Below are 24,479 nucleotides of genomic sequence, written 5' to 3'. Positions count from 1 at the left end.
TGTAATTAATTCTTAAATACTTATTTTTGCATGAATAGAGAAAAAAATCATGCAACAATATATATCCCAACTTAACGAAGCTCAGCGCGAACCCGTTTTACAAAAAGATGGCCCAATGATTATTATTGCTGGCGCAGGTTCTGGAAAAACCCGTGTATTAACCATTAGAATTGCCTACTTGATGCACCAGGGAGTAGATGCATTTAACATTTTGTCGCTTACGTTTACCAATAAAGCGGCTCGTGAGATGAAAAATCGTATCTCGGATATTGTGGGTTCTAGCGAGGCTAAAAATCTTTGGATGGGAACTTTTCACTCTGTTTTTGCTCGAATTTTACGTTCAGAAGCCGATAAATTAGGTTATCCTTCTAATTTCACTATTTATGATTCTCAGGATTCGCTTCGTGCTATTTCGGGAATTATCAAAGAAATGCAATTGGATAGAGATGTTTACAAACCAAAACAAATTTTAAGCCGAATTTCGACTTTTAAAAATAGTTTGATTACGGTAAAAGCCTATTTTAATGACCCCGATTTACAGGAAGCCGATGCGATGTCTAAGAAACCTAGAATGGGCGAAATTTACCAAAATTATGTAGATCGCTGCTTCAAATCAGGTGCGATGGATTTTGATGATTTATTGTTGAAAACCAATGAATTACTGACTCGTTTTCCAGAAGTTTTGGCTAAATACCAAAATCGTTTCCGTTATATTTTGGTCGATGAGTACCAGGATACCAATCATTCGCAATATTTGATTGTTCGCGCTTTATCGGATAAATTCCAAAATATTTGCGTGGTAGGTGATGATGCGCAGAGTATTTATGCTTTTAGAGGAGCGAACATCAATAATATTTTAAATTTCCAAAAAGATTATCAAGGTGTAAAAACCTTTCGATTAGAACAAAATTACCGTTCGTCCAGAAATATTGTAGAAGCGGCTAATACCATTATTGAAAAGAATAAAACAAAACTGGATAAGGTGGTGTGGACTGCCAATGAATTTGGCCCAAAGATAAAAGTACACCGCAGTTTGACTGATGCCGAAGAAGGACGATTTGTGGCCAGTACTATTTTCGAACAAAAAATGCAAAACCAAATGACTAATGGTCAATTTGCTATTTTGTATCGAACCAATGCGCAATCCCGTGCCATGGAGGATGCTTTACGAAAAAGAGATATTCCGTATCGAATTTACGGAGGTTTGTCTTTTTACCAAAGAAAAGAAATTAAGGACGTTTTGTGCTATTTGCGATTGGTTATTAATCCAAAAGACGAAGAAGCCTTAATGCGGGTTATTAATTATCCAGCGCGTGGAATAGGGGATACTACTGTCGAAAAATTGACTGTGGCTGCTAATCATTACAAAAGATCGATATTTGAAGTAATGCAGAATATTGACCGCATTGATTTGAAACTGAATTCGGGAACCAAACAAAAACTGAATGATTTTGTTACGATGATTCAGAGTTTTCAGGTTATCAACGAAAATCAGGACGCTTTTTATATCACCGATCACGTTTCTAAAAAAACAGGATTAGTTCAGGAATTGAAAAAAGATGCCACACCGGAAGGAATGGCAAAAATTCAGAATATCGAAGAATTATTAAACGGTATAAAAGATTTTACCGAAGGACAAAGAGAAATTGACGGAGCACGTGGCTCTTTGGCCGAATTTATGGAAGATGTGGCTCTAGCTACGGATTTGGACAAAGATACTAGTGACGAAGATCGTGTCGCTTTAATGACGATTCACTTGGCAAAAGGATTGGAATTTCCTCATGTTTTTGTGGTAGGGATGGAAGAAGATTTGTTTCCATCGGCTATGAGTATGAGTACCCGTTCAGAATTAGAGGAAGAACGTCGCTTGTTTTATGTAGCTTTAACTAGAGCAGAACATCAGGCGTATTTGACTTATGCGCAATCGCGTTACCGTTGGGGAAAATTAACTGATAGTGAGCCATCCCGTTTTATTGAAGAAATTGACGGACAATTTTTAGAATACCTAACGCCTGCCGAGAGTAATTATCGTTTTAAACCCATGATTGATAAGGATATTTTTGGCGATGTGGACAAGTCTAAATTGCGTTTGGCAAAACCTTTAAGTACTACGCCACCAAGCCCCCTAACCCCCGAAGGGGGAATGAAATCCGATATCAATATTCGAAAACTAAAACCAGTTTCAACTAATGCACCTTCTGGAGCAGCAAACTTATTTGATAATAAATTGACAACAGGAAATATTGTCATGCACGAACGTTTTGGTCGCGGACAAGTTATCAATTTGGAAGGTGTTGGCGCTGATAAAAAAGCCGAAATTAAATTTGAAGTTGGAGGGATTAAAAAGCTTTTACTACGATTTGCGAAGTTGGATATTATTGGGTAGAAAGAGAATAGATAATAGATAATAGAGAATAAAGTATTATGGAAAATAAATCACTCATTAGAAAACTAAATTTTATCGAAATTTATCAATTTTTTGGTGGGATTATTGGTTTATTGATAATGGTTTATTTGTTAACCACAACTAATGTTAGTGAGTATAAAAGTTTCTTTAATATTTTACTGATTTTACCCTTCATTTTTTTTACCTTTTGTATTTATTCTGCTTGGTTGATAAACAGAAAAAAATATTTGAGAGGATTAAATCTTATTTTAATTTCGTTTTTTTTTCAGTTATTCGCTTTTGATCTTTATGGAGTGTTTTACACATCTGTAAATGGACTTGCTATTAATCTTATTTTAGATTTAACTGATGATATTCTGGTAAGGCTTGATTTTCAACCCTCACAATTCTTGTTAGTATTCAAGTCAGGTACTCTTTTTTATTTTAAATTGAATTTAGTAGCTCTTGGAATGTTTATTTTTACATCAAAAATTTTAAAAGAATTAAAGGACAATGTCTATGTTCTTTAATCTATAATCTTTATTCTAATAATATGGCAGAATTCATAAAAATATACGAAGACAAACCCTCTGAAGCAGCTATTGCTAAAGTGGTTAAGGTTTTAAGAGACGGTGGTTTAGTAATCTATCCTACGGACACTGTTTACGGTTTGGGTTGTGATATTACTAATTCGAGAGCCTTAGAACGCATTGCAAAAATTAAAGGCGTAAAATTAGATAAAGCGAAGTTCTCGTTCATTTGTCATGATTTGAGTAATCTTTCGGATTATGTCAAGCAAATTGATACGGCTACTTTCAAAATTTTAAAAAGAGCCTTGCCAGGACCTTATACTTTTATTTTACCAGGTAATAATAATTTGCCAAAAGAATTCAAAAAGAAAACTACGGTAGGTATACGTGTGCCAGAAAATAATATTACTTTAGAAATTGTAAAACTATTGGGGAATCCAATTGTTACCACTTCTATTCGTGATGAAGACGATGTTGTAGAATACACCACTGATCCGGAATTAATTTTTGAAAAATGGCAGAATTTGGTTGATATGGTTATCGATGGTGGTTATGGAGATAATGTGGCTTCTACTATTATTGATCTATCTGGACATGAGCCAGAAGTGATTCGTGAAGGTAAAGGAAGTTTAGATATTCTTTGATATTTTTAGTTATATAGAACATAGAATTTCGAAAATAGATTATAGAATTTAGATTTAAAAAAAACATAAAAATATGGGATTATTTTCAGCATTATTAGGTAACGCAGGAGCAGTAAGTCAGGAAGAATTAAAAAAAGACTACGGAAAATTATTAATTGACGGAGAAGAAATCGAATTGGGTTTTAAGCTTATCCGTGATGTATTTATTTTTACAACTAAACGATTGATTTTGGTCGATAAACAAGGGATTACTGCTAGTAAAATAGAATACAAATCCATTACTTACAAAAGTATTTCTCGATTTAGTATAGAAACAGCAGGAACATTTGACTTAGAAGCCGAATTGAAAATTTGGGTTTCAAGCGAACAACAACCTAGTATTAGAAAACAATTCAATAAATCGGTTAATGTTTATGATGTACATAAGGTTTTAGCCAGTTATGTTTTGAGTTAAGAATTATAGTTTTTGATGAAACGTCTTGAGTAATCAAGGCGTTTTTTAGTATAATTTTTTTATTTTTAAGACTTAAAAATTCATTTACCATTCACTAGCTAATTTTTACCGTTCACTATTTTTATTTTTCAAAATTTCTCAAATCCCTACATCTTTGAAATGAATTTATAAAAAACACCTTATGAAAGCATTTCAAAAATTTATTTTTCTCACTATTTATTTGTAGTTGTTGGAATTTTTAAACTATCGGCAGGGAAACCTTTTTTCGAGGAATTCAGTTTGGATGTTTATGGATTTTTAGCCATTATGCAATTTATTTTTCCAGCTTTGGCTTATATCTATGTTTATGAAAAGGTTCTCATGAAGAAGAATATAGATATAAAGAAATCTCAAGGAATCGACAAAATACTTCTTATTGTTTATGGATTGGTTTTTGGAGTTTCTTATATTTTTAGTTTATTGATGTTATATTTTCTAACTGGAAAAGTGGAATTTGAAACCTCATTGATCACTGCTACTGCTGTTAATCATTTTGTATTTATTTCAATTGCCTCTGACATGCATAAACGATATAATTCAATTCTAAATTATCAAATTAAGTAACTGTTTAAGTTTTATCTAATAGTTTTTATGGATTGTTTCCCGCTATTCGTCGTTAAATTTTGAAAGAATATGTTGATTATTCTTTCAAAATTAATCTTGGCTATCGAAAAATAATCTTCTAAAATTTAAACAATTATTTAATAAACCTGAAGTTTTTTGTTTCTAATTCATTGTATTAGCCTTTAAATACAGATGAAGTTTAAAGAGTAAATACAAAGAGAGCCATAAATTTTTTTAAAAATTAGTTCGTTTCAAGCCTTCATTACCATCACAAAAACCACTACATACTTTTTATTTTCGTAATGTTTCTATTGCTAATGTTTTTGCTTACATGATACAGCGTTTTTTGTCTAGAGATAAAAAAAAATCATTTCGAATGCTTTTTATGTAATAAAAAGTGATTCAAAATCTATTGAAAACCGTTTTTTAAATTTTTTTTTTCTTATTCTAAATTCATCACCGTCCTAATTACGAGATTACTCACAATCACGAAATTCCCATCATAAACTAATCGCAACCAACGGGTTATGGTTTTTATTTTAAAGAGGTACATATAATAACATCTATTTAGTTAAAATATTAATAATTCATTTATTAGTTGTTTTTTTTATGATTATGAAAAAATATTTCTTAACACAACCGATTGTTTAAAAATATATATATATTTGTTATGTTAATATATTGTTATTATATTTTTATATAAGGCAATATTAAAAAAATACAATTTAATGTTTTATCAAAAAGCTATTTAACCAATTAAAACAATTTTTTATGACTAACTTTTTTATTATTAAAAGAAAATCAAAACGCTTTAAGCTATTGGGATTTCTTATCCTGATGATTGTGTACTCTGCAGGAGTAAATGCTCAAACAACGGTTTCTGGAATTGTTTCGGACTCAAAAGGTCCAATTCCTGGGGCAAATGTTATAATAAAAGGTACGGGAAATGGAATAACTACAAATTTTGATGGAAATTATTCTATAAATGTGCCCTCTGATGCTGTGTTAGTATTCAGTTTTATTGGATTAAAAAGTAAAGAAATAACCGTAAAAGGACAAACTAGAATTAATGTTGTTCTTGAAGATGATTCAAACGCTTTAAAAGAAGTTGTAGTAGTAGGGTATGGAACACAGCGAAAAGAAGCTGTTACAGGTGCGGTTGCTTCAGTAAGTGGAGATGTTATGAGAGAAGTTGCTTCTGCTAATATTACTCAAGCACTTCAAGGAAGGGTTTCTGGTGTTGAATTTTCTCAAGGTTCAACAAAACCAGGCGCACAAATGCAAATTAGAGTGCGTGGCACGCGCTCGTTAAATGCAAGTAATGACCCATTGGTTGTTTTGGATGGAATTCCTTTTGCTGGTTCACTTAGTGATATTAATCCAACAGATATAAAAAGTGTTGATATTCTAAAAGATGCTTCAGCTACTGCAGTTTATGGATCTCGTGGAGCAAATGGAGTCATATTAGTAACAACAAATAAAGGGTCTAAAGGACAAGAAGCAAAAATAAGTTATACAAGTTATTTTGGTTTTAAAAATGTATTTGCAAAATTCCCTATGATGAATGGACCTGAATTTGTAAAACTAAGAGCAGATGCAGGTATTTATACCACAAATTCTGTTGATGAAGCAAATGATGTAAATACCGATTGGCAAGATTTGTTATATAGTACTGCTACTGTAACAAGTCATGACATAGGTGTTACTGGAGGAGGTGATAAAAGTAACTATAGTTTTGGTTTAGGTTATTATAAAGACGAGGCTGTGTTGCCGGGTCAAAACTACGAACGTTTTTCATTAAGAACTGCTATTGATCAAGAAATTGGGGACTATATTAAAATAGGTTTAACCTCAAACAACAGTTTTTCTATTAACAATGGGAATAATTTGGGTATTTATGGTGCATTAAACGCATCACCTATAGCCAATCCTTACAATGCTGATGGTACATTTAAAAGACTAATAGAAATGCCATTAGATCAACAATGGGTAACTACCAGAGCTACCATTGATGCCTTAGGAGATAAATGGATCGATCGAACTAAAAATTTCGGTTCATATAATTCCGTTTATGGCGTTGTTAAAATCCCTGGTGTAGAAGGATTAAGTTATCGTCTAAATCTTGGGTTAAATTACCGTCAATCAATAGGTGGAAACTATACAGGAGAGGGAGTATTTGCGGTTCTTCCAACATCAATTTCATCAGCCTCTTTAAGTAATTCGCATACCACAAGTTGGACTATTGAAAATATACTTTCGTATGATCGTACTTTTGCAGATAAACACAAGATTAATGTGTTAGGTTTATATTCTGCTGAGGAAAGATCATTCAATAGTTCTTTTATTGAAGCAAGAGATATCCCTTCAGATTCATTTCAGTTTTATAACTTAGGTCGTGCGAATGAACCTATTATTATCAATCCTGACAGGCAAGGTTATGAGGTAAGCGGCTTAACATCTGTTATGGCTCGTTTAATGTACTCTTATGACGATCGTTATATGTTGTCGGCTAGCTTTAGATCTGATGGATCTTCAAGATTAGCAACTGGAAACCAGTGGGTTTCTTATCCTGCTATTTCTCTTGGATGGAATATTAAAAAGGAATCTTTTATGGATAAGGTTAATTTCGTAGAATCCTTAAAACTACGACTTGGTTATGGTATTACTTCTAATCAGTCTGTTCCAGCTTATTCTACACTTGGGCGTTTAGGTACTACACCATATAATTTTGGAAATACTTACACTACAGGTTTTAATGTTTCTGAATTGCCTAATCCTAATTTAGGATGGGAAAAATCGGCTACTATGAATTATGGTTTAGATTTTAGTCTATTAAAAAGCAGATTATCAGGTACAATAGATTATTATAATACAAAAACTACAGATCTTTTATTTAGAGTAGGACTTCCTACAACATCTGGAGTTGGTAGTTATATGGCAAACATCGGTGAATCTGAAAATAAAGGTCTCGAAGTAGGTATTAACGGTGTTATATTAGATAATCCTGATGGTTTAACTTGGGAGGCTGGTATCAATGTTTACACAAACAGTAACAAACTTACAAAACTTGCCTCAGGTACAGAAAGAGATGAAAGTAACTGGTGGTTTGTTGGGAGCCCTATTGATGTAATTTATGACTATAAAGCAATTGGATTATGGCAGCAAGACGATCCCTACTTAAATATTTTAGAACCAGGGGGTAATGTAGGTATGATTAAAGCGGAATACACTGGTGATTTTAATCCTGATGGTACACCAACAAGGCCTATTGGAGCTGCAGATAGACAAATTATGGATATGCAACCTGATTTTCAAGGTGGTTTTAACACTCGTCTAGCTTACAAAGGATTTGATTTAAGTGTAGTAGGTATTTTTAAAAGTGGAGGATTGGTTATAGCAACACCTTATGGAGCAAATGGTTATTTAAACTTGTTAACTGGACGTAGAGGCCAAATTAAAGCCGATTATTGGACACCAGAAAATACAGATGCAAAGTATCCAAAACCAGGAGGAATAGGAGGAGATCAACCTAGATATCTTAATTCACTTTCTTATTTTGATGCTTCATTTATGAAAATCAGGACTATTTCTTTGGGTTATAATTTTGACACTGACAAGTTGTTTAAAAATACAGGTATTGATAATTTAAGGCTTTATGTAACCGCTCAAAATCCATTTGTGTTTTTCTCTCCTTACAAACGAGAATCAGGCATGGATCCAGAGACAAATTCATTTGCTAATGAAAATACGGCTGTACCTATTGGCGAAAATGACCAAAGAAAACGTTTGATGACTATCGGAACTAATACGCCGTCAACTACAAATTATTTAATTGGTCTTAATGTAACATTTTAAAAAAACAATCATGAAAAGAATAAAAATTAAAACTTTTATATCAACAGCTTTATTAGCATCGGTTTTGTTTAGTTGTTCAGATATTTTAGAAGAGGAACCACGTGGAATTTTTACACCTGAATATTTTAAAACTGAAAAAGGAGTATTAGGAGGTTTGACTTCACTTTACGCACATACTCGTAATATTTATGGAAATGGGTATTTGTATGCTGGTATGCAATCAGGTACTGACGAAGGCACTTGGGGTCAGAATGTTAATGTTGATGCGAAAAATGGAGATTTTTCGGGAGTAGGAAATCTTTCTTCTACAAACAATCCATTCGGGGCAATCTGGAATGCTACATTTCCAAATATTAATACCGCTAGTGGTATTATTGAAAATGCAGAAACTGTTGGTACAATTTCTGATGCTCTAGTTGCAGAAGCTAGGTTTTTTAGAGCATTCGATTATTTTTTATTAGTACAAAATTTTGGAGGAGTCCCGTTGGATCTAGGTGCAGGAGAATTAAAGTTTAATACTTCTACAACTCGAACTTCTGTTCGTAATACTGTGCCAGAAGTTTATACTAAAGCAATTTTTCCTGATTTAGTGAAGGCGGTAGCAGATTTGCCAGACAATTCTAGATTAACAGGATCGGCAAACAAAACAGTTGCAAGATTGTTTTTGGCGAAAGCCTACTTAACGTATGGCTGGTGGTTAGAAAATCCAAATAATATACCTACTTATCCGCAAGCAGATAGAATAGATCCTGATGGTAAAACTGCAAGTTGGTATTTCCAGGAAGCGTATAATATAGCGGCAGATGGAATAAGTTTGAAACCAAGTACTATTGGTTTGATGGATTATTATTACGATCTGAATTTAGGTTTAAATGACCGTAACAAAGAGATGTTGCTTTATGCAGACCATACACAAGGTAGTGATCTTTATAATGGTGCTCCTGTTAATGCATTTGGTTCCGGGAATTCTCCAGGAAGTTTTTCACCGTGGTTAGCCACTTGGAATTACACAGAATTAAGAAGTGCAGAAACAAGTGGAGGTGCATATAGTTTCACATCGGTTGGTCGTGAAGCAATACAAGCTCATGGACGCCCATGGACAGGTGTTGCTCCTACACATGAAGTTATAAAAAACACTTTTGCTGACAAAATTAATGATTCACGTTATGATGGTACCTTCACCACGGCATATTATGGTAACTGGCAGAGAAATGGTAAACCAACTGTAACAACAATGTACAATGCTAATAATTTACCTATAACTATGAATGATCCTGTTTTAACGTTTTTGGATACAGATAATTCCGCTATTGTTTATCCTACTAATGCAGGTTCGAGTAATGTAGGTGCAGGTACTTTATCTGGTAGATCTGATTGGATAGTTACACCAACAGGAATAAGTAGAATAATGTATCCTGGTCTTTGGAAATTAGGCCCTTACCGCACAGATAATGGTAATACCTTAGGACAAGCAAATGCAACTTATACACGTCCTTTTCCTATAGCAAAATTTTCTGAACTTTATTTTATAGCTGCAGAAGCTGCGGTAAAAGGAGCTACAACTCAAAGTGGTAAAAGTGCTAGAGAATTGATTAATGTAATACGCGCTAGAGCTGGAAAATGGCGTTGGAATAACAATGGCAGAGTTGCAAAAATTGAAGACAATAGTGCTGCAATGGTAGCAGCAACACCAGCAACAATAACGATAGGATATATATTGGATGAAAGATCTCGTGAATATTTTGGCGAAGGAATGCGTTGGTATGACTTATCCCGTACACAAACATGGCACACTAGGGCAGCCTCTTATACTATATGCGGAACTGCAAAGGGCGATCATACACCCGTAACTGTTAATCGTACGATTCCATTGACAGCTTATTTACGACCAATTCCACAGGGGCAGTTTGATGCTATGGAAGGAGATGTTGTAACCTATCAAAATCCAGGATATAACTAGAAAGATTATATTTAAATAGAAGTTGGTTAAATTAAAAAGTCGAGAGTTGTTTACTCTCGGCTTTTTAATTTAACCTAATTTAGCAGACTTTTTTTAAATAAAAAAACTAAAGGAGTTGTACTTTATCATAAAAAAAGCTTTGCTTTTTTCAATGTATTGCTTCATTACAAATAAACCATTTAAACATGAAGAGTATATTTAATTTTTTTTTAGGGCTTGCAATCCTTATTAGTTTTTTAAGTAGTTGCAAACAAAATGAAGATGCTTATCTGGCCTTAGCTGATGGAACGGATGGTGACTGGCTTCTGCATGGGCTTAATTATGCTGAAACCCGATTCAGTCCTTTAAATCAGATTAACGAATCAAATATTAATGAATTAGGGCTTGATTGGAGTTTAGATCTGGGATTAAAAAGAGGCATAGAAGCCACACCTATTGTAAAAGATGGTGTTATGTACCTCACAGGTCCTTGGAGTATTGTTTTTGCAGTCGATTTGAGAACACATAAATTGTTATGGAAATACGATCCCGAAGTGCCTAAAAGTTATGGAGAGAAAGGCTGTTGTGATGTAGTAAACAGAGGAGTTGCACTTTATGAGGACAAAATTTTTGTGGGAACATTTGATGGTCGTTTAATAGCTCTAAACAGCGAGAATGGAAAAAAAATATGGGAAGTATTAACTGTTGATCAATCACAACCATACACTATTACTGGAGCGCCTAGGGTAATTAAAGGTAAAGTGATAATAGGAAATGGAGGAGCTGAACTTGGTGTTAGAGGCTATTTTACCGCCTATGATGCCAATAGAGGAAAAGAAATGTGGCGATTTTATACTGTTCCAGGAGATCCTTCAAAGCCATTTGAAAATAAAGCCATTTGAAAATAAAGCCATGGAAAAAGCAGCCAAAACCTGGACTGGTAAATGGTGGGAATATGGAGGTGGAGGTACCGTTTGGGATTCGATGGCGTATGATCCAGAGTTGAACCTACTTTATGTAGGAACTGGAAATGGTTCTCCATGGGATAGAAATCAAAGGAGTCCAGAAGGAGGCGATAATTTATATTTATCATCCATTCTTGCTATCAATCCTGATTCGGGAGAATTGGTTTGGCATTATCAAACCACTCCGGGAGACTCATGGGATTTCACGGCTACACAACATATTATTCTTTCTGATTTAGAAATAGATGGTAAAAAGCGTAAAGTGTTAATGCAGGCACCTAAAAATGGATTTTTCTATGTTTTAGATAGAACCAATGGTAAATTAATATCTGCCAGTAAATATACTTATGTTAACTGGGCTAAAAGTATTGATTTAAAAACGGGTCGTCCTATTGAAAATCCATTGGCACGATACAATCAGGCCAATATTGATGTTGCACCTAATTTTAATGGAGGACATAATTGGCAACCTATGGCTTACAATCCAAATCTTAATTTGGTTTATATACCCGCTAGAGAAACATTTTCAAATTATGGACAAGACACTACTTGGAAATACAATAAGTCAGGTTTTGGAACGGGTGTTGGATGGAATTTAGCCATAGGAAGCGTTAAATCTAGACCCACAATTAAAGATAAAAAGGCTAAAAACGTAGGCAAACTGATTGCATGGGATCCAATAAAACAAAAAGAGATTTGGAGTATTGAACAAAATAATACATGGAATGGTGGGTTACTAACCACAGATTCTAATATTGTTTTTCAAGGAACTGCCGATGGACGAATAACTGCCTACAGTGGTAGTACTGGTAAATTAATTTGGCAGGCAAATTTACAAACTGGTATATTGGCCTCGCCAGTAACTTATTTAGTGGATAATGTTCAATACTTGACAGTCATAACCGGTTGGGGAGGTGGTTATGGTATGAAAAACAAACATACTAACTATAGTCTTCCAGGTGCTATTTTTACATTCAAAATTGGTGGAAATGCAATACTTCCAAAAGAAATACCAAAGAATACTAAGGAGCTAATAAACCCATATTGGAAAGTAGATACCAATAAATTGGTCAAGGGAGAAGAACTTTATTATAAATTTTGTGCCACTTGCCACGTAGTTGCGGAAGGAGGAGGTGGAGTAGCGCCAGATTTGGGTTATAGTTTATTTGTGGGTACCGAAACATTTCAAAAAATTGTTTTAGATGGGTTGCTACTAGAAAACGGTATGCCAAAATTCGAGGGGAGGTTAACTAAAGTTGAGGTTAAAGACCTTCAGCATTTTATAATCAATAGAGCTAGAGAAAAAAGTAAATAAAAATAGTGTAAAAGTAGGTTTGTTTTATCTATTTGTAATACTAATACATTTGTCAATGTTGGGCAAACTAAAAGAGGCTGTTTCACAACTAGTGAAACAGCCTCTTTTTATATCTTCATGTCTATCTTTTAAAAGATATACATTTGTTGAATAAATCTTTATTTTAGAATTTAATTACTTTTAATTATTACTATTGTTTTTTTCAATCCTTCGGCAGTAATAATTAATTTAATAGTTCCTTTGTGAGCACGAACAATAGCTAATGCCATTCCGTTAAATGCTTTGCGTTCGTGAGTGGCAAATGAAACTAAATCAGCTGGATCACCATTGTCAGTAGCAACTATTTCGCCCTGGCCTTCTATGCTAAAATGGATCGAATTATTTGCAGTAGGAACCATTAATCCATTTTCATCGGTAATTTTTACCGTTATAAAAGCAAGATCTTGACCATCGGCTTTTATTTTAGAACGATCCACGGAAGCGGATAATTTAGTTGCTTTTCCTGTAGTCTGAATCGTTTCTTTAGCCCAATATTTTCCGTTTTTATAGGCTATCACTTTTAATTCACCTGGTTGGTATTCTACTTCATCCCAACGAATTCGATATTCAAAATTTTCTTTCTTTTTTCTACCCAGCGATTGTCCGTTTACGAATAATTCTGCTTCATCACCAGATGTAAATACATGGACAGGAGTAATTTCACCAATACGGTTTTCCCAATTCCAATGGGGTAGGATATGAGCTAAAGGTAAATCAGGTCTCCAACGCGATTGGTACAAATAGAATCGGTCTTTTTTGAAACCCGCTAAATCGATGATACCACAATAAGAACTTCGAGCCGAATAATAGGGAGTAGGTTCACCCAAATAATCCCAACCACTCCATACAAATTCCCCTGCAACATAGGGATGGCGGTCTTGGGTAGCAAAAACTTTGTCTGGTGATGAGCCAAATTGTGCTGTGTATAGTTCATAGGCGCTTACTTCTTTGGTCACTGGATTGCCTCCAACGCCATCACTTACGGGTGCTGAATTTTCATGAGCAACAGGAAAAATATATGATCCGCGTGTACTTAATGCCGAAGCGGTCTCGCTACTGACAATCATTTTGTCTGGAAATGCTTTTTGAAATGCGGGATAGAGTGGCGAAGTTCGAATTCCTCCTTTTAGATGTAAATAGGCAGGAGCATCCCTAATTCCTTCTCCTTGATAATTTAAACTTATAAAATCCATCACTTTCGAAAAAGGCATGTCTGGTTTGGCATAATTTTGTGATGCTGAGGCAGGTCTTGTTGGATCTTCCTCAAGCACAATATCATGCAGTTTTTGAGCTATGGAAGCACCTTCTGCATCCGTATATTGTTCGCCAACTTCATTGCCAAAACTCCACGCAATAACGGAAGGATGATTGCGATCTCGACGTATAAATGAACGCGTGTCAGCTTCGTGCCAATCTGGAAAAATCAAGTGAAAATCGTGAGGTGTTTTTTTACGCTCCCAACTGTCAAATACTTCATTAATTACTAAAAAACCCATTCGGTCTGTTAAATCTAGTAATTCCGGTGCCGGTGGATTATGAGAAAAGCGAATAGCATTACAACCTAATTCGCGAAGTATTTCAAGTTGACGCTCGGCCGCCCGAACATTAAATGCCGCTCCCAATGCCCCCAAATCGTGATGCTGGTTTACACCTTGTATCTTAATTTTTTCTCCATTGACGAATAATCCTGTGGTGGGATTGAATTCTATTTTTCGAATTCCGAATGGCGTATTATAACTATCAATTGCTTTTCCATTACTGTAAATAGTGGTTTGAGCAATGTATAAATGTTGCTTTTGCAAAGGATATACACCCCAAAGTTTTGGATCTTGGAGTTTAATTTGACTTTCATACTGTTCTTTTTCATCCGCATTTAAGCCAATGGTTTTACTTGGAAAAGAAGTAATTGCTTTGCCTTTTGGTTTACCAAAATCATCAGCAACATAGATAGCTGTTTTAACTTCAATATTTTGTGATAATTTTGAATTGTTTTCTATATTCAAAACAAGATTAATAGTAGCTTCATTAGTAGATACTTCAGGAGTTGTAATAAATGTTCCCCATTGTGCTACATGTACTGGTTCTACTTTGGTAAGCCAAACATTGCGATAGATTCCACCACCAGGATACCATCTTGCAGAATGATTTGGATTGTCAATTCGTATTGCTAATTGATTTTCTCCTCCAAAGTTCAGATAAGGAGTCAGGTCTAATCGGAAAGAATTGTAACCATAAGGCCAGCCACCTACCAAATGTCCGTTGAGCCAAACCATAGCATAAGACATGGCTCCATCTATATCTAAATAGATATTTTTTCCTTGATCTGTAGAAGGAATTGTAATTTTTTTTCGATACCAAGCAACGCCATGACTAGGAAGTCTTCCCATTCCGCCACCTACTTCGGGATTATCTCCTGTGTAAAAAGGACCTTTGATTGCCCAGTCGTGAGGCACGTTTACTTGCTCCCAATGATTATCATTAAAATCGGTTTTTACAAATGCAAAATCTGAACCTGGATTACCCATAGGACGAATGTGCTTCTTTGACGGATCTTTAATAAAATCATTAGCCGAAGGAAGTATCCATTTTTTCAAGACATTTTCTTTTGATTCTAATTGTATCGCTTCTTCAGGCTTAGAATCGGCTACTTTACTGTCGTTGACTTCTTTAATTTCAGGACGTACATCATAAATAAGCGGGTCAGGATTTGACTTATATTTCATAAATAGCCAACCTTCAGTGAGTTTGATACGCTCTCTTTTGTAAATTGATTTGTGATCTTGACTGTATCCATTAGTAATACCAAAAAAGGATAAAACAACAATAACCAATATACTACTATTTCTTATTTTTAGAAGATTCATACGCTTATTCTTAAGAAAGTTATTTGATTCTAATACGATTACAATTCCAGATAAGGATTTATGGGAACAATTGTTCCATCATCATTATACGTAATTTCTGTTACTTTAATAGATCTCAAATGAGTTACTCCTTTAGACAGACTGGAATCATGATAGAATAGATACCATTTTCCTTCCACTTCACAAACGGAGTGATGTGACGTCCATCCAATTACGGGTTTAAGAATTATTCCCTGATAAGTAAAAGGCCCATAAGGAGTATCACCCGTTGCGTAACAAATTAAGTGAGTGTCTCCAGTAGAGTAGGAGAAGTAATATTTTCCGTTGTATTTGTGTAACCATGAAGCTTCAAAAAAACGGCGGTCATTGTCTCCTGCTAAGATTTCTTTACCATTTTCATCCAGAATTTTGATTTCTTTTGGTTCTTCGGCAAATTGCTTCATGTCATCTGTTAATAAGGCTACAATAGGTCTTAGAGCAGTTTCGTTAGCTAAAGGTTCTTCATTTTCATCAGCATATTTATTGTTTCTGTATTTTTGAAGTTGACCTCCCCATATTCCGCCAAAGTACATGTAATATTTACCATCCTCATCTTCAAAAACGGCTGGATCAATAGAGTAACTTCCCTTTATAGCTTCGGGTTCTGGTAGAAAGGGACCTATTGGCGAATCACTAATCGCTACACCAATTTGGAAAATCCCATTGGCGCGTTTGGCTGGGAAATACAAATAGTATTTTCCATTTTTGTGAGCAGCATCAGGAGCCCACATTTGTCTTTCGGCCCAAGGAACATCTTTTACATGTAACGCCAATCCATTATCTACAGCTTCAGAAGTAACGGTTTCCATTGATATAACATGATAATCTTCCATTCCAAAATGATCTCCATTATCATTGAAAGGAATTCCTGCATCAATATCATGGGATGGATAAATATAAATTTTACCATTAAATACATGTGCCGATGGATCTGCGGTGTATATATTTGACACTAATGGTTGTGATATAGCTGTTTTTGCTAATTCTGTAAAGTCTATATGTTTTATACTTTCTTCTGGCATTTTATTTAATTTTATTGTGATGTAAAAATGATTAAGCTCTTCTTCCTTTTAATTCTGATTCTATTTGAACTTCCATTTTTTTATTGATTTCATAGAAAAATAAGAGTCCAACTCCTATCATAAAAGGAATGGCAGGAAATATGCTTACTAATAATTTTATTCCGTTTATAGCCGTTGCTGATTGCTCTAATGAGTTTGGTGTATAGTTGAAAAAACCTAATAATGAGGTTGTCAAAGCTCCTCCAATACTCAATCCTGCCTTTAATCCAACCATCATTGCCGAAAAAATGATGGCAGTAGCACGGCGGTTGTTTTTCCATTCCGAATAATCGGCAACATCAGCAATCATAGCCCAAAGAATAGGAATAGTGATGCCGTAGAAAAAACCATGAAAAATTTGGGAAATAAACATCAAACTGACTGATTTTGGCGAGAAGAAATAAAAGGCAATAATAAATAAGGTAGAGATAAAAAGGAAAAAACCAAAAATGTCTCTTTTACCATATTTATCGGCTAATCTTTTTGATAATGTGATTCCAACAATCATAAAAATAATACCGCCGGCATTAAACAATCCGAAACCAGCAGAAACAGGGTCTTTTCCAAATTGATTCAATCCAATAGAATTTAAAACGTCTAAAATGGGTTGGATGAGAATGGCTAATTGTGCTTTATCGACATAATTTTCGAAATAATAAACATAAGCTCCACCTTTCATTGCCAATGTGATAAAAACTAAAGTAGTCAATGTTAACATAATCAACCAAGGCTTATTTTTTACTAAATCGGCTAAATCTTCACCAACACTTGATTTTTGTTCTGGTTTAGGAATAATTCGTTCTTTAGTAGTAAAAAAAGTAATTAGAAGCATTATTGTTCCTACAATAGCTAAGACAGTCATGACTTTTTCGATACCAATTGCTTTATCACCATTTCCAGCACTTTTAATGATTCCAAGCATGAAAACCTGCACAAAAAACTGAGCAAACATAACGGCAACAAAACGATAAGACGAAAGACTATTACGTTCTCCCATATCGCCAGTAATAACACCACTTAACGCAGAATAGGGAAGGTTATTACCCGCATAGAATAAGAGTAATAAAGTATAAGTTATAACAGCATAAATGACTTTGCCTTTATACGAAAAATCAGGAGTAGTAAAAGCTAATAAGGCAATAATTCCTAAAGGAACTGCTGTCCACAAAATCCAAGGACGGAATTTTCCCCATTTTGAACTGGTTCTATCGGCTATGGCGCCAATAATTGGATTAAAAATAAAAGCAGCTATTAATCCAACACTCAACATGATTATGGAAGAATCAGTGGGTGATAAACCGTAGATATCCGTATAAAAGTAAGCGAGATAAGTCATCAAGGTTTGGAAAACCAAGTTGGCAGCAAGATCTCCCAGACTGTATCCAATTTTTTCTTTTATGGATAATTTTTGTGAAGTAGTATTCATGAATTTATTTTTTGTCTTTTTCTTTTAAACTTAGAACTTGGTAGTAGGCTTTCTTTGGTTGCAAATTGGCATCAAATAATAAAGGATAATCTGTTCTTCCTTTGATAGGGAAATCGTTTAACCAAGATTGCGTATCATTTACTCCCCAAAATGTTACTCTACTTATTTTGTCTTTGTGTTTCAAAAATAATTTAAAGATATCGTTATAGCGTTGAGCGAGTTTAACTTGCATAGAATCGGGTAACGTTTTAGGATATGGATTCATCTTTTCGTTATTCTCGAATCTCTGGCTTACTTCAGCACCTTGTAATCCATAAGGACTTGGTAAAACAGATACATCAAGTTCTGTAATAGAAACTTTTACTCCTAAATTAGAATATTCAATAATGCTTTTTTCTATTTCTTCAATTGTTGGTCTATTCAAATGCCAATGTCCTTGCATTCCAATACCGTCAATTTTAATTCCTTTTTCTTGTATTTTCTTAACCATTCGAATTACACCCGATCTTTTTGCTGGATTTGTCATACTATAATCATTATAATATAGCTCGACTTTAGGATCAGCTGCTGCTGCAAGTTGGAATGATTTTGCTATAAAATCTTCTCCAAGTGTTTTTAAAAATACGGATTGTCTTAGAGTTCCATCGTCATTAACCGCTTCATTAACTACATCCCAAGAATCCACTTGCCCTTTATATTTTTTAACGATAGTCGTAATGTGATTTTCTAAAGCGGCATTCATTTCGGCACTGTCATTTATTTCAGAAAGCCATTTAGGTAATTGACTGTGCCAAATTAAAGTATGACCATGAATAAACATTTTGTGTTTTTTTCCAAATGCAACAAATTTGTCTGATGTCTCAAAATCAAACTTATCCTTTTCCGGATGAACGAACATCGATTTCATAATGTTTTCAGCGGTAATGGCATTAAATTCTTTTGCAATAAAATTGGTAACTTTAGGATCTTTCTCCTCAATTTGATTAATGTCCAATGCTGTTCCAATATAAAAGTCACCGTTGTATGCGTTTTTAAGAGAAGTACTTCCTGTAGATTGGGTATTGATTTTATTGTTACAACTACTTAAGGCAAATACCGCAGAAATAAATAATAAAAAGGGTTGGGTTGATTTCATATTTTTGATTTTTATATTTTTTGATTAATTTTTTAAGTTCGAACTCTCAGGAGGTCCAAGAAGCGTTGGTTTTAATTCACTTTTTTCTGTTTCGATAATAATTTTTTGAAGTACTAAGCCTTCATCCATTCGATAATAATTCAAAGTATGATTTCCAGCTTTATCGATTTTAAACTCCGTTGTAATAACCTTGATATTATCTCTAACGTTTTTGTCCCAATTCTTTGTCACTTTTCCATTATAATCAAAAATAATTGGGTCTGAGGCGTAGTTTACTTGGGTTGGACTTTCATTATCAAATGACAATCCATAATACATTCCTTCTCTTGTGGTGTAATTGATTGTAGGTGAAAAATGCAGATGAACTTTTACGGTTCCTGTATTCTTGAAATGGACATTATAAGATAGTTTTGGAGCGTTTTCATTTAGTTCCACTCTGCCTTTTTTGATTGGGGATGAAATTACTGCTCCATCAGTTTTTCCTAAATTATCAACCACTTTCCATTTAAAAGGTTCAGGTTCGTATTTACTGGAAAAATTTACTGCTTTAATAGCTACATATCCATTGTTTTCAACAAAACCTTTAGCGTTGTCAGTTTTTGAATTATTTATTTTGATATTGATTGGAATTTTTTTTCCAGCTCCTGAGATCAATACAACAGCAGTTTGACTGCCTTGAGGCGCTTTCTTCCAATCAATTTCTACCAAGATTCTTTGCTGTTTGTCAATGCTTCCTTTAGTCTTTGAAAGTTTAATCCAATTTGATTTTGATGTGATTTTAAAATTAAAAGCCTTAGTTCCTCTATTAAATATATCAATGTAAGAGGTACTATTTTCTAAAGAATTAAAGGTTGGCAATATAGCTTCTTTTGTAGCATCTGGCCACCATTTTGTTGAACCTTCTATTGCAACACCTAATTCAGCTTTAGTAGGAGCTTCAATTGTTTTCGTTACAGGTATAATATTATTTTTTGGGTCTTGCCAATTGGTATAGCCAATATGCGTTTGCGACATCATGTGATTCCATTTTCCATTGGCCATTTTTGTATGATAGTATGTCGAAAATTCAGCATCCTTATCAAATAATACTTTTGCTTTTTCGGCATATTCATTGGTTGCAGCTCTGCCTTGACTAGCATACAAATTGTTTTTTGCTGCAGTAACATACAATTCATTTAGATTAGCACTGGCTAAAACAGGATATAAAATCAATTGATAAAAAGCATCTTTATATTCAGGTTTAAGCTGTGCATTGATTTCTTGGGCTTTTTGAGCTAATTTATTATAATCTGAAACAACATTTTCAGCTTCGTTGTAATGGATTAAACTATAGCTTGAAGGATCTAATAATTCTGGTTTTCTATTGGCATTATATTTAGAATACATCTTTAATAGATTGGCAATTTCTTCGGTATTTTGTCCTCCAAAGTTATCCTTAGCCCATTGGAAATAATAATCATTTAAATTTGTTTCGTTCCAATATTCTGGATTCCAAGCATAATCTAGGAAGAATTCAGTAGGAAATTCCATTGGTTTAATATCGCCCACATTTACAATCCATACTTTATTTACGCCATGTTCATACGCCAAGTGCATTTGTTCCCAAGTGCGTTCAATTTGGTTGGAATTGATCCATTTATAACTTCTAGGCCCTCCTACATAATCAAAATGATAGTACATTCCATATCCTCCTTTTCTAGGTTTTTCATCCAATTCAGGTAATTTTCTTAAATTTCCCCAGTTGTCATCACACAGCAATAAAGTAACATCATCAGGCACTTTCATTCCTTTGTCATAATATTCCTGAACTTCCTTGTATAGAGCCCAAATTTGAGGGGTTTCTTCCGCTGGTTTTTTAGTGACAGTGGTTATAATCTCACGTTGTGTTTTAACAATGTTTTCTAATAAATCAATAGCAGTTCCTTCTGTCATAGGTTCGTCACCATCGCCTCGCATACCAATAGTTACTAGCGTTTCTTTATTTCCCATTCGCTCCATTCCAGCTGTCCAGAATTTCTTTAAACCTTCCGGATTTTTATTAAAGTCCCATACTCCATTAGTAGACTTATTCCATTCTTGATGAGCTTTTGTTAAAGGTTCGTGATGAGAAGTTCCCATAACAATTCCATATTCGTCAGCCAGAATTCCGTTTTGAACATCATCGGCATAAAACTTTTCGCCCCACATGGCGGGCCATAAATAGTTTCCTTTCATCCTAAGGATTAACTCAAAAACTTTATCGTAGAACTTTGCATTAAATTTTCCGTAATTTTCTCGAACCCAACCCGTAAGGGCAGGAGCTTCATCATTAATAAAAATACCGCGGTATTTTACTTTTGGTTCTCCCAAAGTATGTACACCAGGAAGAACATGTAATTCCGATTGTTTTTTTGAAGGAACATCAGCCCAAAATCCCCAAGGAGAAACGCCTATTTGATTAGAAAGGTCGTAAATTCCATAAATAGTTCCTCTTTTGTCTGAGCCTGCAATAACTAATGCTTTTTGCACTCCAGCAATTGGGTTTTCGATAATTTGGGTGGTGAATTTTTCCCATTTCCCTTGTAGCTGACTGGCATCAATTTTTCCTTCTCGGGCTAGTTGATCAATGATGGGGCTTTTACCTAAAGTACCAATAATCACAATGTAGTTTTCGGTTACAGCCTTATTGACAATATTTGGTGAAATAGTAGTCACTAAACGAATATCGTTTTGAAGATGACTCACTACACGTAATACCCCAGGAAAGTCATTTTCACTAACTAATATTGAAGCTACTTTTCCATTGGAAGCCAAAGGAAAACTTTCATTTGAAGCTTTATTTGTTACATATTTATTTGGATTTATTGCATAACCAATGTTCATTATTGAAAACAATAATAATAGTGCTAAAAAAGTATTTTTTTGATTGGAAACTCTCATTATTTTTACTGCTTTCTTTTATTAATTCCCTGGTGCAAATGGAAATTGTAATGATTTAAAATAATCTAATGTTTGGGTTGGTTTTTCAACTCCTTTTGGTAATTCTTTTCCCGAGAATTGTTGAAAATACAACAGGCAGGCATCACGCCACCATTTGGCTTCTTTATGTTGAATGTTGAGCAACATTTGAACTTCTTTAAATCTTGTTTCATCAACATAATGCTCCATTTTATTCCAAGTTGCATTCATTGACGCTACTTGATTGACACCTTCTTGGTATTTGAATGCTAGAGAATTCCAGAGTTTTTCCCCATTTTTCAATTTGTAATCCCAGGATAAATGATGAAACCATAACAAATCTTTTTCAGGACAAGTTACTACATTATCAAATATTTTGGCCACTTCAGGAGCGTATTGTGCTGTTGCATTGCTTCCCGTTTTAGAACGGTCAAATCCTATTCCTTTGGTATCGGCTTTATGATAATAAGTTGGATTCCATTCGGGTCTGGATAAATTGCTTACCCAAGGTCCTGGTCCATAATGATGACCAGTGTCCATAATATGGTGTAAGCCTAGAGGTGTCATATAATTGACAACGGCTTCTCTGGATTCGAGCATCATTTCTTTTACTGGCTTGATAAAATTTTCTTCGTTAGAAAAAGTCATTCGCAACCAATCTTCAGCAATTGTTTCCGAATCTTGATACGGATTCCAAGCCAGTCGGCCAAATCCATACCAATTAGCTTGTGCAAAAGGATGTCCTGTCCAGTTAATGTCATTCCCAATATTAGCCACTCCAGCTATTCCTGTAATTTTATGATGGTCTAATGTTCCATCAATTATTTTGGCAACGGTTGAACCTTTTCCTTTACTATAGGTGTCAGATTCTAAAACTTCTTGGTATAATTTAGGCAGATAAACTAGGTGAGTGCTAAAACCCAAATATTCCTGAGTAATTTGGAATTCCATCATCAAAGGAGTTTTAGGCATGGCGCCAAACATTGGATGAAAAGGTTCTCTAGGCTGGAAATCAATTGCTCCATTTTTTACCTGAACAATTACGTTATCTCTGAATTTTCCATCATAAGGAACAAACTCGCTATAGGCTTGTTTGGCGCGGTCGTCTGCGTCATGTTCCGAATATACAAAAGCTCTCCACATCACCATTCCTCCAAACGGAGCAACCGCATCAGCAAGCATGTTTGCACCATCAACATGGTTTCGACCGTAATTTTGTGGGCCAGGTTGTCCTTCAGAATTTGCTTTTACCAAAAAACCACCAAAATCAGGAATCCTTTGGTAAATCTCTTTTGCTTTTTCTTTCCACCAATTTTTGACATCAGCATCAAATGGATCAGCAGTTTTCAATCCCCCAATTTCTATCGGTGCCGAAAAACGAGCCGTTAAATATACTTTTATTCCATAAGGTCGGAATACTTTGGCTAAAGTCTCCACTTTTTCTAAATATTGTGGCGTTAATATCAAAGCATTGGCATTCACATTATTAATAACTGTACCATTGATACCAATGGAAGCATTGGTACGAGCATAGTCTATATAACGTTGATCAATAAAATCAGGTAATTTTTGCCAGTTCCAAAGCGAAAAACCAGCGTAACCACGTTCAACTGTTCCGTCTAAATTATCCCAATGATTCAGCATTCGGATGTTTATTTTTGGTGCATCAGTAATGGCTAGGTTTTCAATCGATTGATTGGTTTGAAGTAATTTTAAAAAATTAAAAACGCCGTATAAAACGCCTATATCAGTTTTTGCTGTAATTAGGATGTGTTTTTTATTTTTTAATTGAATTGACTTTATGAGGTAACCTTCATTATTAATTAAGTCCAACTCATTTTTTAAATTTTTCAGTATGGCTTCATCCAAAGAGGATTGAATACCTAAAATTAACAAGTTTTCTGAATTTGTATTTTGTTGAAGAGCAATTGTACGGTCTAATAAACCTGAAAGTCCTGATTGCATTTCTTTTGTTGCAGCCTGAATCGTTTCAGAATTGCCTAAGGCATAAATCCCATTAATTTTAGACTGATAATTAGAAGCTATTTTAGTATCTTGAACTTTCTTATATTGAAGCCATAATTTATAATCCTCTTGTGCAGATATATTAAAGGGAGCTATCAAAAAAGATAGTTGTAATAGTAAGTATAAAAATAATGGATGATTCATTGGGTTAATTTTTACTTGTATAGATTTTTAAAAAACTCTTCTTTAAAATCGATTCTACTTATTGTTATAAGTATCTAATCTATTTTTTTTACTGTTTCTATCTTTGTACCATTTTTTA

Annotated in this window: 15 protein-coding genes; 9 read left to right on the top strand and 6 right to left on the bottom strand. The window is 34.3% G+C overall.

Annotated elements, in window-relative coordinates; translation table 11 throughout:
• The first annotated feature begins 49 nt into the window (after positions 1–49).
• The 9 genes from AAGV28_RS14845 to AAGV28_RS14805 all read left to right on the top strand — a co-directional run bounded on the left by AAGV28_RS14845 (position 50) and on the right by AAGV28_RS14805 (position 12,691).
• Positions 50–2,386 carry an ATP-dependent helicase gene (locus AAGV28_RS14845; RefSeq protein WP_373407540.1) on the top strand — a complete coding sequence of 779 codons (2,337 nt, stop codon included), beginning with the start codon at positions 50–52 and terminating at the stop codon, positions 2,384–2,386.
• Positions 2,387–2,424: 38 nt separating this feature from the next.
• Positions 2,425–2,916, top strand: a complete 492-nt coding sequence (locus tag AAGV28_RS14840) for a hypothetical protein (RefSeq protein WP_373407539.1) — start codon at positions 2,425–2,427, stop codon at positions 2,914–2,916.
• A gap of 23 nt (positions 2,917–2,939) precedes the next feature.
• Entirely contained in the window at positions 2,940–3,560 is a 621-nt protein-coding gene (locus AAGV28_RS14835) for an L-threonylcarbamoyladenylate synthase (RefSeq protein WP_373393072.1), read from the top strand.
• 73 nt (positions 3,561–3,633) lie between these two features.
• Entirely contained in the window at positions 3,634–4,014 is a 381-nt protein-coding gene (locus AAGV28_RS14830) for a PH domain-containing protein (RefSeq protein ID WP_373407538.1), read from the top strand.
• 360 nt (positions 4,015–4,374) lie between these two features.
• Positions 4,375–4,617 (top strand): hypothetical protein, encoded by a 243-nt coding sequence (locus AAGV28_RS14825; RefSeq protein WP_373407537.1) that lies wholly within the window; start codon positions 4,375–4,377, stop codon positions 4,615–4,617.
• Positions 4,618–5,388: 771 nt separating this feature from the next.
• Positions 5,389–8,472 (top strand): SusC/RagA family TonB-linked outer membrane protein, encoded by a 3,084-nt coding sequence (locus AAGV28_RS14820; RefSeq protein ID WP_373407536.1) that lies wholly within the window; start codon positions 5,389–5,391, stop codon positions 8,470–8,472.
• 10 nt (positions 8,473–8,482) lie between these two features.
• Complete coding sequence (locus AAGV28_RS14815; protein ID WP_373407535.1) at positions 8,483–10,432, top strand: RagB/SusD family nutrient uptake outer membrane protein; 1,950 nt, start codon at positions 8,483–8,485, stop codon at positions 10,430–10,432.
• 185 nt (positions 10,433–10,617) lie between these two features.
• Positions 10,618–11,313: an outer membrane protein assembly factor BamB family protein gene (locus AAGV28_RS14810; RefSeq protein WP_373407534.1), complete on the top strand. Its 696-nt coding sequence runs from the start codon at positions 10,618–10,620 to the stop codon at positions 11,311–11,313.
• A 10-nt stretch (positions 11,314–11,323) separates the two neighbouring features.
• Entirely contained in the window at positions 11,324–12,691 is a 1,368-nt protein-coding gene (locus tag AAGV28_RS14805; protein ID WP_373407533.1) for an outer membrane protein assembly factor BamB family protein, read from the top strand.
• A gap of 170 nt (positions 12,692–12,861) precedes the next feature.
• On the opposite strand, the gene galB is transcribed toward AAGV28_RS14805, so the two are convergent.
• Genes galB through AAGV28_RS14775 form a run of 6 tightly spaced genes read right to left on the bottom strand, consistent with a single transcriptional unit; the run spans position 12,862 to position 24,361 of the window.
• Complete coding sequence (gene galB / locus AAGV28_RS14800; protein WP_373407532.1) at positions 12,862–15,594, bottom strand: beta-galactosidase GalB; 2,733 nt, start codon at positions 15,592–15,594, stop codon at positions 12,862–12,864.
• A gap of 38 nt (positions 15,595–15,632) precedes the next feature.
• A complete protein-coding gene (locus AAGV28_RS14795; protein ID WP_373407531.1) occupies positions 15,633–16,655 on the bottom strand; it encodes a glycoside hydrolase family 43 protein in 1,023 nt (340 codons plus the stop codon).
• A gap of 31 nt (positions 16,656–16,686) precedes the next feature.
• Positions 16,687–18,120 carry an MFS transporter gene (locus tag AAGV28_RS14790; RefSeq protein WP_373407530.1) on the bottom strand — a complete coding sequence of 478 codons (1,434 nt, stop codon included), beginning with the start codon at positions 18,118–18,120 and terminating at the stop codon, positions 16,687–16,689.
• A gap of 4 nt (positions 18,121–18,124) precedes the next feature.
• Complete coding sequence (locus AAGV28_RS14785) at positions 18,125–19,255, bottom strand: endo-1,4-beta-xylanase (RefSeq protein ID WP_373407529.1); 1,131 nt, start codon at positions 19,253–19,255, stop codon at positions 18,125–18,127.
• A gap of 24 nt (positions 19,256–19,279) precedes the next feature.
• Positions 19,280–22,174 carry a glycosyl hydrolase 115 family protein gene (locus tag AAGV28_RS14780; protein WP_373407528.1) on the bottom strand — a complete coding sequence of 965 codons (2,895 nt, stop codon included), beginning with the start codon at positions 22,172–22,174 and terminating at the stop codon, positions 19,280–19,282.
• Between the two features lie 21 nt (positions 22,175–22,195).
• Positions 22,196–24,361, bottom strand: a complete 2,166-nt coding sequence (locus AAGV28_RS14775) for an alpha-glucuronidase family glycosyl hydrolase (RefSeq protein ID WP_373407527.1) — start codon at positions 24,359–24,361, stop codon at positions 22,196–22,198.
• Positions 24,362–24,479 lie beyond the last annotated feature (118 nt).

Origin of the sequence: Flavobacterium zubiriense (genome assembly GCF_041729725.1) — a bacterium.
Taxonomy (GTDB): Bacteria; Bacteroidota; Bacteroidia; order Flavobacteriales; family Flavobacteriaceae; genus Flavobacterium; species Flavobacterium zubiriense.
This window is presented reverse-complemented; position numbering and strand designations above follow the sequence as displayed.